The organism is Pyxidicoccus trucidator (genome assembly GCF_010894435.1).
GTDB classification, from domain to species: Bacteria; Myxococcota; Myxococcia; order Myxococcales; family Myxococcaceae; genus Myxococcus; species Myxococcus trucidator.
Map to the genome: position 1 here is coordinate 190,427 of NZ_JAAIXZ010000014.1, position 16,416 is coordinate 206,842.

At 70.9% G+C, this 16,416-nt stretch carries 13 protein-coding genes; 6 read left to right on the top strand and 7 right to left on the bottom strand.

Features of this window, described 5'->3' with window-relative positions; genetic code table 11:
* Position 1: 1 nt before the first annotated feature.
* The 5 genes from G4D85_RS33470 to G4D85_RS33490 all read right to left on the bottom strand — a co-directional run bounded on the left by G4D85_RS33470 (position 2) and on the right by G4D85_RS33490 (position 7,887).
* On the bottom strand, positions 2-3,352 hold the full coding sequence (locus G4D85_RS33470) for a hypothetical protein (RefSeq protein WP_164018129.1): 3,351 nt from the start codon (positions 3,350-3,352) through the stop codon (positions 2-4).
* Positions 3,353-3,934 (bottom strand): hypothetical protein, encoded by a 582-nt coding sequence (locus G4D85_RS33475; RefSeq protein ID WP_164018130.1) that lies wholly within the window; start codon positions 3,932-3,934, stop codon positions 3,353-3,355.
* A gap of 281 nt (positions 3,935-4,215) precedes the next feature.
* A complete protein-coding gene (locus tag G4D85_RS33480; protein ID WP_164018131.1) occupies positions 4,216-5,217 on the bottom strand; it encodes a hypothetical protein in 1,002 nt (333 codons plus the stop codon).
* A complete protein-coding gene (locus G4D85_RS33485; RefSeq protein ID WP_240359648.1) occupies positions 5,217-6,122 on the bottom strand; it encodes a bile acid:sodium symporter family protein in 906 nt (301 codons plus the stop codon). The genes G4D85_RS33480 and G4D85_RS33485 overlap by 1 nt, the downstream gene beginning before the upstream one ends.
* Positions 6,123-6,231: 109 nt before the next feature.
* On the bottom strand, positions 6,232-7,887 hold the full coding sequence (locus G4D85_RS33490) for a M28 family metallopeptidase (RefSeq protein WP_164018133.1): 1,656 nt from the start codon (positions 7,885-7,887) through the stop codon (positions 6,232-6,234).
* Between the two features lie 227 nt (positions 7,888-8,114).
* Here G4D85_RS33490 and tesB point away from each other — a divergent pair, with 227 nt between their 5' ends.
* The 5 genes from tesB (at position 8,115) to G4D85_RS33515 (ending at position 13,542) form a co-directional block, all read left to right on the top strand.
* A complete protein-coding gene (gene tesB / locus G4D85_RS33495; RefSeq protein ID WP_164018134.1) occupies positions 8,115-8,999 on the top strand; it encodes an acyl-CoA thioesterase II in 885 nt (294 codons plus the stop codon).
* An 87-nt stretch (positions 9,000-9,086) separates the two neighbouring features.
* Positions 9,087-10,040, top strand: coding sequence for a DUF1963 domain-containing protein (locus G4D85_RS33500; protein WP_164018135.1), 954 nt, complete (start codon positions 9,087-9,089; stop codon positions 10,038-10,040).
* Between the two features lie 86 nt (positions 10,041-10,126).
* Positions 10,127-10,825 (top strand): glutamine amidotransferase-related protein, encoded by a 699-nt coding sequence (locus G4D85_RS33505; protein ID WP_164018224.1) that lies wholly within the window; start codon positions 10,127-10,129, stop codon positions 10,823-10,825.
* A 259-nt stretch (positions 10,826-11,084) separates the two neighbouring features.
* Entirely contained in the window at positions 11,085-11,624 is a 540-nt protein-coding gene (locus tag G4D85_RS33510) for a PDC sensor domain-containing protein (RefSeq protein WP_164018136.1), read from the top strand.
* A gap of 25 nt (positions 11,625-11,649) precedes the next feature.
* Positions 11,650-13,542, top strand: a complete 1,893-nt coding sequence (locus G4D85_RS33515; protein ID WP_164018137.1) for a methyl-accepting chemotaxis protein — start codon at positions 11,650-11,652, stop codon at positions 13,540-13,542.
* A gap of 86 nt (positions 13,543-13,628) precedes the next feature.
* Here G4D85_RS33515 and G4D85_RS33520 read toward each other — a convergent pair whose 3' ends face one another.
* Entirely contained in the window at positions 13,629-13,910 is a 282-nt protein-coding gene (locus G4D85_RS33520) for a hypothetical protein (protein ID WP_164018138.1), read from the bottom strand.
* Positions 13,911-14,003: 93 nt separating this feature from the next.
* Positions 14,004-14,423 carry a type II secretion system protein GspG gene (locus G4D85_RS33525; RefSeq protein WP_164018139.1) on the bottom strand — a complete coding sequence of 140 codons (420 nt, stop codon included), beginning with the start codon at positions 14,421-14,423 and terminating at the stop codon, positions 14,004-14,006.
* Positions 14,424-14,683: 260 nt separating this feature from the next.
* Here G4D85_RS33525 and G4D85_RS33530 point away from each other — a divergent pair, with 260 nt between their 5' ends.
* A complete protein-coding gene (locus G4D85_RS33530) occupies positions 14,684-16,405 on the top strand; it encodes a M23 family metallopeptidase (protein WP_164018140.1) in 1,722 nt (573 codons plus the stop codon).
* Positions 16,406-16,416: the final 11 nt, after the last annotated feature.

Below are 16,416 nucleotides of genomic sequence, written 5' to 3' on the forward strand. Positions count from 1 at the left end.
ATCACCCCACGGAAACCGAGCCGCTCACCGAACCGCCACTGCCTGGCGCGGGGAGGGCCTGCTGGAGGCGCTGGAGCGCCTCGGTGGTACGGTCCAAGCCCTCGTCCACCTGGGCCGCCAGGTCATCCAGCGCGTCCAGCACGGGGGCCACCAGGTCGTCGAGGTTCAGCGCCTCCAGGGCCCGGAGGACTTCGTCGTAGATGGCGATGGGTGACGCGAGCAGCTCCCGGGCCTTCAGCTTCGCGATGACTCGGTCCTTCGTGGTCTTCAGCGCCGTGAGCACCGCGCGCAGCGCCGCCAGCGGGTCGAACGTGAGCAGCTCCGCCTTCAGCGCGTCGAAGGACGCCAGGGTCGGCGCCAGCAGCGTGGCGGGTGCCAGCGCCTGGATGCCGGCCTTCGCCGTGTCGTAGATGGACTGGAGCCCCTGCCGCAGCGGCGCCAGGTCCAGCGCGGCGGCGATGGACTCCAGGTCGGCGATGGCGTCCTTCAGCGGGACGACGAGCAGGTCCACCAGCGCGGCGACGCGCGAGCGCACCGCGGTGAACACGGGGGTGAGGATGTTGGCCAGCCGCTCCGCGCTGACGGACTGCAGCACCGCGAAGAGGGCGTCGCGCAGCCCCGCGTCCAGCGAGGGCAGGCCCAGCACCCGCAGCAGGGACTTGAAGAAGTCGCGCACGGGCTGGAACGGAGCGAAGGCGTCCGTCAGTCGCTGCATGCCTTCATCCACCTCGGACAGGCCGGTGGCGCGCAGGGAGGCGGTGCGGCTGGTGGCGGTGTCCAGCAGGGCCAGGTAGCGGGTGCGGTTGCCGGTGAGAGCGGCCAGGCGGCGCTCGGCGTCCAGCCGCTCCACCACCGCCTGGAGGGAGTCCACCACGGCCTGCTGGCCGGCCCCCGAGGCGCGGGCCCGCAGTGTGACGATGGACGCGCGCAGCGCGGCGGCCCGCTGGCCCACCCGGGTGGACAGTCCGGCCAGGTCCAGCCCCTGCACGGAGGCGTGGGTGGACACGACGGCGTCGGCGATGCGCCCGACGCGGCCGGTGAGCGCGGCCTTGCCGGAGTCTCCGCTCAGCCAGCCCAGCACCACGTCGAAGGTCCACGGGTGGATGCGCAGGCCCGTGCCGGACAGCAGGGACGCGAAGAGCGGCCCCAGGGCTCCGGCCAGCCGCAGGTCCGGCGCCTTCGCCAGCAGCTCCCGCGCCTCCGCCATGGCGGCCACCAGCATCGGCCGCAGCCGCGTGGGGTCCAGCCTGTCCAGCAGCGCCTTGCCCTGGGTGGCGAGCAGGTCCAGCGACGGGCCCCAGGTGTCCAGCTTCAGCCCGTCCAGCACCTGCGCCCTCGCGGCGTTCAGCCGCGTCTCCAGCGGGGTGATGAGCGCGGCGGGCGAGTACGCATCCACCGCCGCCAGCACCTGGGCGAAGGCCGCGTCCAGCGGTTGCAGGGCGGCATGGACGTCGAAGGCACCCAGCGAGCCCTTCACCCGGGTGATGGCGTCTTCCACCGGCTGGAGGGTGAGGCGCGGCAGCAGCTCGTCGGCCTTGGCGGAGATGCGGGCGAGCTGCGTGTCGATGGGCGCTTCGAGCAGCCGCGGGTCCGCCTTGCGGACCTCGGTGACGAGCGCCTCGTACTTCACCTGCAGGTCATGGAGCGCGGCCTGGATGGGCTCGCGGAGCTGGAACTTCCCGTCCGGGCCAATCTCGAACCAGCCCTCGACGGTGTCCTTCACCCCCGGCACGTCGATGGCGCGGATGGGCGCGGCGGCCGCGTCCACCTCGGCCTTGATGTCGTCCGGGAGCATGCCGAAGGGCACCAGCTCGAAGGCGTCCGCCGCGGTGCCGATGACGTCCACCGCGGTGTCGAAGTACGGGCGCATCTGCGCCTGGGCGAGCGTGTTGGCGAAGCCGCGCACGTTGTCCGCCACCTGACCCACCACCTGGTCCAGGTGGAGGGACTGGATGAAGGCTTCGGCGTCCTTCAGCAGCGCGAGCACCTGGGTGCGGAAGGCGTCGACGGCCGTCTCCGCCTGGCCGAGCGCGGTGGTGACGGTGCCAGCCACCGCGCCCAGCGCGGTCTCCACGTCCTCCACGAGGCCGCGGATGCTGTCCATGACGGCGGAGACGGGCTCCAGGACACGGCGCACCGCGTCCGCGATGGAGCCAAAGGGCAGGGTGGCCACCGCCTGGCGCACGCTCTCCAGGGCGGCGCGTGCCGTCGCGACCATTCCGGTGATGACCTGGGCGATGCCGTCCACCACGCCGGTGATGGCGCCCAGCCCCGCCGTCACCGGCTGCGTCAGCGGGGTGAGGTCCAGCGCGGTGATGCTGGCGGCGATGCCCTCGGCCTGGCCCTCCAGGAAGGTGAGGAGCGAGTCGAGCTGGGCGCCCGGCCCGGCGGGGAGCCGCAGGGCCAGCACCGGGCGCAGCGCCTCCACCAGCGCCTGGACGGCGTGGGCGATGGGCGTCGTCTCCACCGAGCGCAGCAGCGCCGTGGCCGCCGCCACCTCCGCCTCCACCGTCGCCACGTCCATGTGCACCAGGGTGGCCTCGCCGAACCCCAGCGAGCGGGACAGCAGCTCCTCCAGCTCCGTCATCCGGCGGACCGCGTTGCGTGCCGCCCCCAGCGCGGCCTCCACCTCGCCAGGGTTGTCCAGGTCGATGCCGGCGATGAAGGTGGAGAGCAGCGCGCCGTCCGAGCCCAGCGACGTCTCCAGCGCGGCCACCGTCTTTCCCACCAGGCCCGCGTCCAGCTGGCGCGCCATGACGGAGGTGAGCCGCTCGGCCTCGGCCAGCGAGGACTCCAGCGCCATCAGCGCGCCCAGCGCCCGCGCGGTGCCCACCGCGGCCGGCACCAGGTCCGCCACCGTGCGCGCGCTGCCCAGGTCCAGTCCGGTGGCGCCCGCCACGGTGCGCAGCAGGCCCGCCAGCGCGCGCAGCTCCGGCGCGCCCCCCAGCAGGTCGCTCAGGCGCAGCAGCGCGCCCAGGATGCCGCCCTCACCGGGCTCCTCGAGCAGCGTGCCGAGCCGCGCCACCAGCGCCCGCAGCTGCTCGGGCAAATCCCCGGAGGTGACGGCCTCCACCGCCTGGAGCGCGGACTCCAGCGGGCGCACCACGTCCCCCGCGCCCGGCAGCTGCGCCAGCAGCGGAGCCACCTGCGCGGCCACCTGGGACACGGACGCGCTGATGCCGGACGCGTCCACCCGGGCCGCGCCCTGGGACACCTCTCCCAGCCGCGCGTCGGGCGCCGGGGCGGTGGCGCCTTCAATGGTGGCCGTGGGGCCGGTGAGCGAGGACAGCAGCGTCGACACGAGGCCGCTCGCGTCCAGCTTCCCCTGCACGTCGGTGATGGGCGCGGCCACTCAGGTGCCTCCGAAGAGGGCGGCCAGCGGTGACAGCAGGCTGCCGGCGTTGGACAGGTTTCCCTTGAGCGTGTCCGCCGCTTCCTGCACGGGGGCCAGCAGGTCGCCCACCTCGGGGATGTCCGCGACGAGGGCCGGCAGATCCAGCCCGTCCAGCCCCAGCTCCGCGAGCAGGTCCAGCTCCGCGTCCAGCTCCAGCCCCAGGTCGGCGCCCAGCCCCGGCGGCTCCGGAGGCTCGGTGTATTCGCGCAGCACCAGCCGGTAGCGGAACACCTCCGGCGCGGACGCGTCCTCCTCGAAGGCCAGCTCCTCGATGAGGACCTGCTCCAGCTCCGACTCCTTGACGATGTCCGCCACGAAGTCCACGGGCTCGCCCGCCTGGAACTTCGCCCGCAGCTCGGCGAGGAAGGTGTCGCGTGTCTCGTCACCCCACAGCGAGCCGGTGATCTCCACCGCGAGCGCGCCGCGCCCCAGGTCCTGGTGCAGGTCGCCCGAGAGGCCCGCCACCGGCAACACCGCCAGCCGCCGGGACTCCAGCGAGGCAATGCGCTCGATTCGCGCCGGCTCCCAACCGCCGATCATCGGACGGACAAGCACTCCACAGCCCCCCTTCGCGCGTGTTGCGGGTTCGCGACCGGCTCTGCGTGTGACTCTAGGTGAAGCCTATAGTACCCAGAGGCGATTACCAAGCCAGGCCTTCACGGGTTGTGATTGAAGGTTTACCCGCAGAGGAGGATTCGCGGGCCCCTGAAACAAGAATCCCGTGGTCGCCCCGGCTGAGGGGGCGGCCACGGGAACACCCGCTCGAAGCGGGCGCCTCCGTCGGATTGAACGGAGGTCGTGAGGTTCCTTCGCGAGCGGCGCTACCTTCCGCCCATCAGGTCCGACGTGAAGCCGAAGCCGGCGAGGAGGTACGGCATCGCCTCCTGGCGGTTCTGGTGCTTCAGGTACCACCCGGTCATGACGACCACGGTGGGCTTGTTGAACATCGTCCCTTCATCGGTGTGGAAGGAGTACGCGGCCATGGGGCCCACGCGCATGTGGCTGTTGTCGCTGGCGGTGACGCCCTCGGCCACCCTGTCCCCGTACTTGGGGAACACGGCGCTGAAGCGGGCGCCCACCGTCAGCTGTGGGGTGGCCAGCATGAGCAGGTCGGTGTCGTTGGTGAGGACCCAGCCCTTGCCGGGGACGAGCGTGTCCAGCGTCGCGTCGTAGAACGTCGCCCGGTCTCCCTCGCGCAGGTCCACGTTCCAGTACTCGACGGCGAGCTTGGAGCGCACCACGAAGTTCCTCACCTTCGCCTGCACCGTGGGCTCGAGGAGGAAGTGGTGGCCGGACGTGCTGTACGCGTTGGTCTCGGTGAGGTCTCTCGCGTCGTCCGAGTGGTCCGCCAGCGGAGTCGTATAGGACTGGAGGAAGCCGAGCGTGCCGAGGTAGCTGACGAACTCGTAGCCCGCGCGCACGTTGAGCATGGCCACCGGCTGGAACTCCACCAGGGGGCCCACCTTGAGCGAGGCCGGGTTGACCTTCACGCTCAGGGCGCCGCTGACGAAGTTGTCGCGCAGCACCATCGCCTCGCTGTCGAACATGCGCTTCTGGAGGATGAGCCGCGCCTGCGACTCGAGCCCCAGCGGGTTGTGGCGCACGATGCTGAAGTTGGCCAGGTAGAGGCGCAGGTCCGGAATGGGCGCGAGCGGCGCCGGTGCCTGCGTCGCGGGAACGAGGGGCTCCGGGGCCGGCTGCGGCGCGGGCGTGGCGGACGCCTGCGGGGCCTCCGGTGCTTCATCGGCCTGCTGCGCGGCGGCCGGGGCGGCGAGGCCCAGGCACAGCGACAGCAGGGACAGCGAGGAGCGCTTCAGCTTCATCAAGACACCTTCTCGGGGGTGGGGGACGTGGAGAGCTCCGGAGCGTCCTGCTCGCTCGTGAGGCCGCGGCTGACGAAGTAGCCGAAGGCGGCGGCGGTGAAGTACATGATGAGGCTGTAGATGGCCGGGGGAATGGCCATGGTGGGGTTGGCGAGCAGCGTGGGGCTCAGGGCGATGGTGATGGCGAGCATCCCGTTGTGGATGCCGATCTCCATGCCGATGGCCACCGCCTGGCGCTTGGGCAGCCGGACCAGCAGCGGCACGCAGTAGCCCACCGCCATGCTGGCCAGGTTGAACGCGAGCGTGGCGGGCCCCACCTGCCGGAAGAAGGCGCTCATGTTCGCGCGCTCCTGGTAGACGGCGGCGGCGATGATGGCGAGCAGGAACACGGCCGACATCAGGCGGATGGGCTTGTCCAGCCGCAGGGCCACCCCCGGGCGGCGCGCGCGGACCAGCATCCCCAGGCTCACCGGCACCAGCACGATGGCCATCACCTGGATGACCTTGCTGAACTGCATGGGCACCGCGCGCCCCTCGCCCATGAAGTGCACCATGGACAGGTTGATGATGAGGGGCAGGGTGAAGAGCGTGAGCGCGCTGTTCACCGCCGTCAGGGTGATGTTGAGGGCGACGTCACCGCGCGCCAGGTGGCTGAAGAGGTTCGCCGTCGCGCCACCCGGAGAGGCGGACAACAGCATCAGTCCCACGGCCAGCTCGGGAGGAAGGCTGAACGCGTGCGCGACGAGCGCGCAGACGACGGGCAGCAGCAACATCTGGCACACGAGCCCGATGATCACCGCGCGCGGATAGACGATGACCCGCTTGAAATCCGCGAGTGTGAGCGACAACCCGAGGCCCAGCATGATGATGCCCAGTGCCACGGGCATCAGGACCGCGGTGAACACGTTCGCCTGCATCCGCCCCCCATTGGGTGTCCTGCGTTGAACAGGGAGCGTCGCAAAAACAGACGTCGCGCTTCAAGCCACCCCCTTCGAATTGGGATGGCTCATTGCGTCAGCGTTTCACACCGGCGTCGAAGCGGCGGAAGAAGCTGTCCGCGTTCCAGCGTGGGCGCTCGGGAGCGTCCGCCACGGAAAGGGTCAGGTCCGCGAGCAGCCGGACGAACTTCGCCGCGCCTTCCCTGTCGATGGGCTGGGCCAGGTCATCCGAAGGCGCGTGGTAACGCTCGCGATACCACGTCTTGTAGACAGTCTCCTCGCGAGTGCCCTTGTCGAAGCCGAACTTGAAGGACAGGGCCGGCACGCCCTTGAGGATGAACGAGTACTGGTCGCTGCGGATGAAGCGCATCTGGTTGGGCTCGGGGTCCCCCAGCGGCTTCACGCCGTGGGCGGTGGCCACCCGCGCGAGCGCCGCGCCGAGGGTGGACTCGTCCTGGCCGTAGCCCACCACGCGCGTGAAGGGGAACAGGGGCAGGAACATGTCGAGGTTGAAGTTGGCCACCAGGTGCTCGGTGGGCACGGGGGGACGGGCGGCGAGGTACTTCGAGCCGAGCAGCCCCTTCTCCTCGCCCGTCACCAGGGCGAAGAGCACGGAGCGCTTCGGCTTCGCGGCCTGGAGCGCCCGCGCCACCTCCAGCACCGCGGCCACGCCGGTGGCGTTGTCCATGGCGCCGTTGTAGAGGCCGTCGCCCTTGACGGGCTCGCCCACGCCCACGTGGTCCAGGTGGGCGGAGAGGACCACGTACTCCCGGGCCAGCGCCGGGTCGCTCCCGGGCAGCAGGCCCACCACGTTGACGGACTTCACCGGCGCGGTGACGAACTCCGCGCGGGCCTTGAGGCGCAGGGGCAGCTCGTACCTGGGCAGCGGCTTGTCCGAGTCCGCCAGCGCGAGGAGGTCCTTGAAGGTGTGCGGGCCGCCGTCGAAGAGCTGCTGCGTGCGCTCGGCGTTGAAGACGACGGCCAGCTTCATCCCATGGTCGTCGTTGAGGGCCGGGTCGGCGAACTGCATCGCGGCCTTCTTGCGCGCCCCGGCCACGCGCGACCAGGGCACCTCCAGGTGCTTGGGGTTCTGCAGGGTGACGAAGCCAATGGCCCCCGCCTTCTTCAGCGCCTTCGCGCGCTCGACGCTGGAGGAGTGGTGGGCGCGCAGCGGACCGGGAATGGTGGACGGGCCGCCATTGAGGAAGACGGCGATCTTCCCCTGGAGGTCCACGCCGGCGAAGTCGTCGTGGCCGGCCTCGGGGATGGACAGGCCATGGCCGATGAACACCAGGGGGGCATCCACCTCGCCCGTCTCGCCCGCCCGCGTGGAGATGACGGCGTCCTTCCCAATCACCAGCGGCGTCTGCTTGCCGTCCCTGACGAGGGCCAGCCGCGAGCGCTCCTCCACCAGCCGGCGCGACACCAGCTCCATCTCCTGGAGGTACGAGTCTCCGGCTCCGGGCTTCACCCCGAGCGCGGCGAGCTGCTCGGCGACGTACGCGGCGGCCTTGCGGTGGCCCTCCGTGCCCGTGTCGCGGCCCTGCAGCGCGTCACTGGCGAGGAAGCGGACATGGGCCCACCAGCGCTCCGTCTCCACCTTCAGAGGGGGCGCGTCGGCGCGGCCCGCCGGAGCGCTGGCCTGGGCGACCGGAGCCGGGGCCGGGGCGCCAGCGTGAGCAGCCGGAGAGGCGAGGAGGGCAAGCACGGGCAGCAGCAGGGGACGGGGCATGAAGGGCTCGCTGGGGGCCAGTCGGAAACGGTGGCCGCGCGCCCGAACATATGGCCCGGCTGCCCATTCCGCTGCCCGACGCGATGCCTCGCGGGCCGTCGCAGGTATCCCCAAGGGGATAGGGAGTCCCGGGCTTGCGCGCTGAGGGAGTCCGGTCCGCTTCTCAACGAAACGGTGGAACCGCCGCCCGAGACAGCGAGACCCGCGTTCGGCTAGGAGGGGAGGCCATGAGCCGAGTGCTGGATGAGCTGTTGGAGCTCCTCAAGCTGGAACCCATCGAGGAGAACCTCTTCCGTGGGCGGAGCCAGGACCTGGGCTTCCGCAACCTCTTCGGAGGCCAGGTGCTGGGGCAGGCGCTGTCGGCGGCCAGCCAGACGGTGCCGGTGGAGCGGCACGTCCACTCGCTGCACAGCTACTTCCTGCGCGCCGGGGACGCGAGCCTGCCCGTCGTCTACACCGTGGACCGCGTGCGCGACGGCGGCAGCTTCACCACCCGCCGCGTCGTCGCCATCCAGAAGGGACAGCCCATCTTCACCTTGATGGCGTCCTTCCACGGAGACGAGCAGGGCTTCTCGCACCAGTCGCCCATGCCCGAGGTGCCGGGCCCGGAAGGTCTGCCCACGGACCAGGAGCTGCTCAGCCGCCAGGCCCACCGCATTCCCGAGCGGATGCGGGAGAAGTTCCTCTGCGACAAGCCCATTGAAATCCGGCCCATCGCGTACGTGGACCCGTTCAATCCCGACAAGCGCGAGCCCATCAAACACGTCTGGTTCCGCGCCGACGGCGACCTGCCGGCTGACCCGCAGGTGCACCGGTACGTGCTGGCCTACGCGTCCGACTTCAACCTCATCGGCACCGCGCTGATGCCGCACGCGACGAGCTTCTTCAACCCGCGCATCCAGGGCGCGAGCCTGGACCACGCCCTCTGGTTCCACGGGGACCTGAAGGTGAATGACTGGCTGCTGTACTCCCTGGACAGCCCGTGGGCCGGCAATGCGCGCGGCCTGGCGCGGGGGAGCATCTTCACCCGCGACGGACGGCTCGTCGCCTCGGTGGCGCAGGAAGGGCTGCTGCGCATCGTCGAGAAGGGCGGCAAGAAGAGCGAGGGCTGAGGGAGGCTCACGGCAGGCGGAGACCCCGCCCTCCGGGGCATGAATTCCGCCAGCGCACCTTCTCGGGGGCGTGGCACGATGCGGGCAGTGAAGAACCTCCGGGTCACCCTGGCTGCCCTCGTCGTGTGGACCGCGGTCTCCACCGCGCTCGTCCTGCTGCTGCCGCTGGAGCGGGCCATGCCCTTCCTGCTGCTGGGGCTCTGCCTGGTCCCGGTGGCCGTGTTCCTCGCGGACTGGCTCCGCTCCTCGCCCCGCGCGGGCCGTTACACCGCGGGGCCGCGTGAGGCCCCGCCCACCGCCGGGCCCGCCCCCGCCGTGCCGGAGGACGCGCTCACCGAGGAGAACCTGCGGCGCGTCTTCGGAGCGAACGGCGTGGCCACCGCGTGGGCACCGAAGCTGTCGGCCTCGCCCGCCTCCGTCGACACGCTCGAGCGGCTGGGAGGGCCACCCGCCTTCCTCGCCCCCGTGGTGTGGCCGCGCTGCCGGCGCTGTGGCACGCCGCTCACCTTCATCATGCAGGTCGCGGTGGGGCCCGAGCGTCCGCTGCGCTACCCGGAGGAGGGGCTCCTCTACGTGTTCCTCTGCCAGCGCGTGGACGTGAGGACGAGGGAGGATGCCATCTGTCCCTGCTTCGACGTGGACCAGGGCGCGGAGCGCTGCTTCGTGCAGCCCCGGCCCGCGGGGACGCTGACGCTCACGGTGGAGCCCATCGGCTCGAGGCTCGCGAAGTCGTACGCGGTGGAGGGGTGGCAGGCGCGCCCGTCGGTGCGGATGCCCGCCGGTGTCGCGACTCCCGAGCAGTACAGCCTGTATGCCGCCATGTCCGGCTGGCTCGACATCCAGGTGGGTGGGTTCGCGGACTGGGTGCAGGACGAGGCCAACCCGGGGCCGTGCTCCTGCGGAGCCCCGCGCGAGCTGGTGCTCCAGTTCGCTGAGTTCGAGGACGACCTCAACCTGGGAGGCGCCGGCCGCGCGTACGTCTTCGCGTGCTCCGCCCGCCACGCGCCCGACGCCTTCTCCCTGTTCTGGCAGACTGCGTAAGCGGGTGTAGGCCCCCGCACGTCACACGCCTCCCTGGCTGGATTCCCGCTAGGCTCGCGCGCAACGCCAGGCCGGAGGTCATGTCGATGCGCGCGGTGGTGTTCCAGCACGAGGAGCATGAGGGAGTCGGCTTGCTGGGGCCGGTGCTGGAGGAGGCGGGGTTCACGCTCGTGAACCGGTTCCGCGCGGTGCGCCGGGAGGACGTGGACGCCGACCTCGTGGTGGTGATGGGCGGCCCCATGGGCGTCTACGAGGCGGAGCAGCACCCCTTCCTCCACGATGAGCTGGCGCTCCTCACCGAGCGCCTCGCCAACGAGCGTCCCTGCCTGGGCATCTGCCTGGGCGCCCAGCTCCTCGCGTCCGCCGCGGGCGCCGAGGTCTTCCTGGGGAAGAACGGCTTCGAGGTGGGCGTCGCGCCCGTCCGGTGGACCCCGGAGGCACTGAAGGACCCGGTGCTTGCCGGCGTCCGCCCGAAGACGGTGGTGGCTCACTGGCACGGCGACACCTTCAAGCCCGTGGCGGGAGCCGCGCTCCTGGCCTCCACGGACCGGTACTCGCAGCAGGCCTTCCGCCTCGGGACGTCCTACGCCTTCCAGTTCCACCTGGAGCTGACCGCCGCCGAGCTGGGACGGTGGTTCGACCTGGAAGCGGAGGACCTCGGCCAGCGCGGCAGGGACCTCCAGGAACTGAAGTCCCAGCTCCCCAAGCTGAAGGCCGCCGAGGCGGAGAACACCGAGCTGCTCCAGCGCCTCGCGCGCCACTTCGCCGAGGCAGCGGGCCGCTGAGGCCCCCTCGGCCACCAGGGCCGGGTTGGCCCCCGGTCCGCCCGTCAGGCCGATGCCCGCCAGCATGCATGGCAGGCGGAAGTGCTTCCAGGTGGCCAGCCGCCATCGGGGGTGGTCACCCATGACAGGAGGAGGAGGGCAAGCCCGCTCTCCTGGCTTCGTGTCTTCAATATCTGCCGTGTAACAATCCGTATCGTTCAGGTGGGAATGCGGTTCCTGGGGCCCGCTCACACGGGCGTCTGAACGAAAGGGAATGCGGATGTCCTGGTCGAGCAGTCTGACGGTCTTCCTGCTGGCGCAGTTGCCCCCGGACGGGGCCGCGCAGCTCCAGAAGGTGGACCGGGTGATGCCCGCCCTCCAGCGCATGGCCACGGACCCCGACGTCATCGAGGCGGTGCGGGCCCAGAATGCCCGTCGCGTGCCGCTGGCCACCATCCGCGAGCAGGACGACACGTGGCGCGCGTCTCCGGTGCTCACCCCCTTCAAGCAGCGGGTGCTGGACACCGGGTGCTCTCGAGCCCTGGGCCGGCACCGGGCGCGGCTGGGCGTGGTGGTGGCCGAGGCCTTCGCCATGGATGACCAGGGCGCGCTGGTGGGCTCCACGCGGCGCACGTCCGACTACTGGCAGGGGGACGAGGCCAAGTTCCAGGTGCCGTACACCCGGGGCCAGCCGCTGCGCGAGAAGCCCTTCTTCGACGAGTCCTCCCAGTCCTACGTCATCCAGGTCTCCCTTCCCGTACGCGACGGCGGAAGGACGATTGGCGCGCTCACCGTCGGACTCTCCCTCCTGGACCTCTGAACCTCCCTTGCTCACGCACCCCTTCATGCGAATCCTGGACGGTCTCAAACTGCGCGCCCGCCTCACCCTGGCGGTGGCGCTGCTCATCCTCTGCGCGCTGCTGCCGCTCAACCTCTTCCAGCGGGGCTCCACCACGGAGAACCTCCAGGCGCAGATCCACGCCACGCTGGAGGTGGAGGCCGCGGGGCTGAGGGACCTGGTGGAAGCGGCGCTCGCCGAGCGCGAGGCCAACGCGCGCAGCTGGTCCGAGGACGCCATCCTTCGCGGCGCACTGCTGTTCGACACCTTCGAGAAGAGCGACGCGGTGCTCGCGACGCTCCAGAAGCGCCACCCGTCCTTCTCCGGGCTGGTGCTCTTCACCGAGGACGGCCGCGCCGTCTCCGCCAGCGAGCCGAGGCTGCGCGAGGCGTTCGCCAGCCGCCCCCAGGACGTGCTCGCCACGCCCTGGTTCCGCGCCGCGCTGGAGGACCGGCTGGACCCGCGCGCCGTCACCCAGGTGGACCCCGTCTTCGGCCGCCGGGTGTTGCCCTTCGCGGTGCCGGTGCTCAGCCCCATCAGCGGCGGGCGCATCGGCGTCCTGCTCGCGGCGTACGACTGGGGCGAGGTGGGCGCCGTCGTCTCCTCGGCGCTGGCGCGCTCACGTGCCCGGGGCCTTCAGAGCTTCGCCCTGGAGGTGCTCACCGCGGATGGCACCTCCCTGTACGACTCGCACGATGCGGGCACCCCGCGCGCCGCCGACGCCGTCCGGCTGGAGGCCGTCAACCAGGAGGCCCTGCGGGACGTGGGCGACGGCTGGCGCTTCGCGGCCACGGTGGACCCGAAGGAGGCCTATGCCCCCCTGGAGCGCGCCGCCACGGTGGGCCTGCTGCTCACGCTGGGGGCCATGGTGCTCGCCGGCCTGGGGGCGTGGCTGCTGGCGCTGGGGATGACGCGCCCCATCTCCAGGCTGAGCGAGGTGGTGGGCCGCATCGTCCGGGACGGCGACCTGACGCAGAAGGTGGAGGTCTCCACGCGCCGGGACGAAGTGGGCGAGCTGGCGGATGCCTTCTCGCGGATGATGAGCCACCTGCGCGAGTCCACCGCCAGTCTGCAGCAGGGCACGCGGGTGCTGGGCCAGACGGTGGCCGAGCTCACCAGCGCCTCCGCCCAGCAGGAGCGCAACCTGTCCCGGCAGGCCGCCGCGCTGCAGGAGACGCAGGTGACGGCGCAGGAAATCAAGCAGACGTCGATGATGGCGGCGGACCGCTCCCACGCGGTGCTCGGCGCCACCGCGCGCGCCCGCGAGGTGGGCCAGGCCGGCGAGGCCACCGTCGGCGCCAGCCTCCAGGGCTTCGAGCAGCTCCGCGAGCAGGTGGGCCGGGTCGCCGCCAGCATCTCCTCGCTCTCCGACCGCACGCAGCAGATTGACGGCATCACCCAGTCGGTGAAGGACCTCGCTGACCAGTCCAACATGCTGGCGCTCAACGCGGCCATTGAGTCCGCCCGCTCGGGCGAGCACGGCAAGGGCTTTGGCGTGGTGGCGCGGGAGATTCGCAGCCTCGCGGACCAGTCCATCAGCTCCACGGGCCGCGTGCGCGAAATCCTGGAGGACATCCGCCGCGGCATCCAGGCCACCGTCACCCTGTCCGAGGAGGGGCAGCGGCGCACCGAGACGGGCCTGTCCCAGGTGCGCGCCAGCGGTGACAGCCTGCGCGAGCTGTCGAGCATCATCCAGGACAACGCCAACGCCGCCCAGCAGATCGCCGCCGCGGTGACGCAGCAGAACGCGGGCGTCGCGCAGATCTTCACCGCGGTGACGGACCTGTCCCGGATGATGGACGAGACGCTGCAGGGCCTGAAGGGCACCCAGCGCACCACCGAGGTGCTGCGCGACGTGGCGCAGCGCATGGAAGTGGTGGCGAGCACCTACCGCGTCTGACGAAACGGCACGGCCCGCGCCGGAAGCTCCGACGCGGGCCGCGAAGTCACGGGCCCCTGGGACGCAAGGCCCCGGGGCCGCCGCGCTCAGGAGCAGTAGTTCCTGTAGGTGTACTCGGAGTACGCCGACGTCCGGCCGTTGGTCCACACGGAGTTGTCACCGCAGAAGCAGTACCACGCGCCCACCTCGGTGAGCTTCTCCGGCTCGCGATAGAAGATGCGCTCGTAGTCCTGGCCATTGCAGGAGGGGAGCGCGTCTTCACGGGACTCGAGCGCGGCGGTCTCCGCGCTCTCGTCCGCCACGGCCCCACCGCAACCGGACATCAGTCCCGCCAGCAGCACGCTTCCCAGCAGTCGCTTCGCCTGCATGTGTTCCTCCTGGAGTGAGCTTCACGGCTGTGCAGCGCTTCCAGGGTAGCAGGCTTCGAGCAGGCGGGTGCGCGCCGTGTGGCTGGCGGCGGCTCAGCCCTTCGACGTGTGCGCGGGCGCGGAGGAGATGTCCGCGTTCTCCCCCTCGCCACCCGCGGTGCCGTCCGCTCCGTAGGAGAGGATGACGGGCCTGCCGCCCTCGTTGAGGTACACGTAGTCGTTCTGCCAGGGGTCCTTGGGGAGCTGCTCCAGCGTCCGGTTCTCCACCAGCGCGCCGAGCCCGGCGCTGGTGTCCGGGAAGCGGCCCGTCTTCGCGTAGTGGAGCTTGAGCGCCGTTTCGATGCTCTTGATGTCCAGCGCGGCCCGGTCCTCCCTGGCGTCTCCCAGCGCGGGGATGACGGCCACACCAACGGCCGCGGCGATGAGGCCGAGGATGGTAATCACCACCATGATTTCGATGAGCGTCATGCCGCGGCTGCGACGGCGCTGCTGCTTGGGCTTGTTTGGATTCATGACTGTTCTTCACCTCATGTGACGTTCTGGCAGGCCCCGCTTCGCCGCTCGTGTCGCCGGGTCCTTCAGCTCCCTGGCTCCGCGCATGGCGCTGCCCCCGAGGGCCCCCCACCGACGGTCGGCAGCGGGCCCGGGTGGACTCCAGTGCAGGCCGCGTGCCGGACCCTTTCGTCACTTCCGACATGGCGGGCCGGGAAGATTCGCGAGGGGCCTCGTTCCATCGCGGTAGATCCACTTCACCGTCCCGAGAGCCCCACCCCATGAAGCTCCACTTCCTTGCCTCCGCCGCCAGCGGCGTGCTGGCGCTGGCCTCGCTCGCCCCTTCGCTCGCGAGCGCGGCCTGCGACATCGACAGCGCGGCCCAGTCCGCTCCGGCGCTGACGTCCTCCAACTGGTACCACCGCATCGACGGGGCGGGGAACGTCGCCGCCTCACACGCCGACGGCTACTACCAGATCAGCGCCGCCAGCATGGTGGACCGCGCCGGCTGGCTGGACGGGACGGTGGCCCGCATGCCCGTCTACAAGCCGTTCCGTGACACCACCGTGCAGGCCGGCACCGGCTGGATGTACGGCGCCAACTCGCGCCACAACGCGCTGGACTACGACAAGGACGGCGCCAGCTTCCGCGTGGACGCGGTGGCCGACGGCACCGTGCTGTGGGTGGGCTACATGCCCAGTCCGGGCAACGTGGTCATCGTCGAGCACACGGCGAAGAACGGCTCGAAGTTCCGCACCGTCTACCACCACCTGCGCGACGGGCGGGACGAGGACATCGCTCGCGCCCGGCTGACGAAGACGTACTACGAGAAGGGCAACGGCAGCGGCTCGTTCGCGTCGGCGGACGCCGCCTGGAAGAACTACCAGAACCAGGCCGACGCCGACGGGCAGACGCTGACCGCGGGCGCGACGGCCGCGCAGCTCACCGCCATCGAAGCGCGCTGGGGCACGCCGTCGCAGGGCCTCCTGGTCAGCGAGGGGCAGACGGTGAAGGCGGGCCAGCAGCTTGGCATGGCCGGCCTCACCGGCGCGCACGGGATGAATAGCTCAATCAACAACACGCACCTGCACATCATGTTCGCGCGGTCCGCGGAGCACTGGGTGGGGGGGATGAAGCAGAACCTGTGGACGTTCTTCGACCCGTACGGCCTCTACGCGCTCAGCGCGTCCTGCTACCAGACGGAGTACCCGACGGGGCAGGGCGGCCAGGCCGACCAGCACGCCTCTCACTTCGCGCCGTTCTTCCAGGACTTCGCCGGCGTGGACTCGGGGAAGTTCCAACAGGGCTTCAACTACTTCGCCTCGTTCGGCTGGTTCCCCTCCACGCTCGCCACCGAGTCGAGCGGCTGGACGTGGAAGCTGGGCGGCTCGTTCCAGTACAACCCGTCCTCACCCGTCACGCGCACCTTCCGCACCTTCGCGGCGCATCAGGCGGACGCGGACGAGTGGATTCCCAAGGGCTGGCGCCCGGACAAGGTCGTGGGGATGACCGCGCCGGACGCCCCGCGCTTCACCGCCATCTACGCGCCGATTACGACGGGCTTCATCGCCCGGCACAAGATGACGCCGAGCTGGTTCGGCACGCAGATCAACGACAACTATCAGGCCGGCTACCTGGTGACGGATGCCTCCGCGTACCTCGAGGCCGGGCAGCTCTTCTTCACCGGCACCTGGGTGAAGCAGCCGGCGGTGACGGCGCAGTACCTCCTCCACTCCATGACGGAGACGGACCTCTGGAACCAGGACGACTCGCTGAAGGCGTCCGGCTACAAGATGGTGCACGTGTCGAAGTACTCGCACCCGGGGCTGGGGGACCGGTACATGGCCCTCTGGCACGTCACCTCGAAGACGCTGGTGCCGCTGCTCAACCTCACGCCGGAGCTCTTCCGGAGCTACCGCGACATCTACGTGAGCTCCTTCAACTACCGCGTCCGCCACGTCAGCGCGTACGGCGGGAAGTACGCCGTCATCTTCGAGAAGTAGGCGGGCCGGGC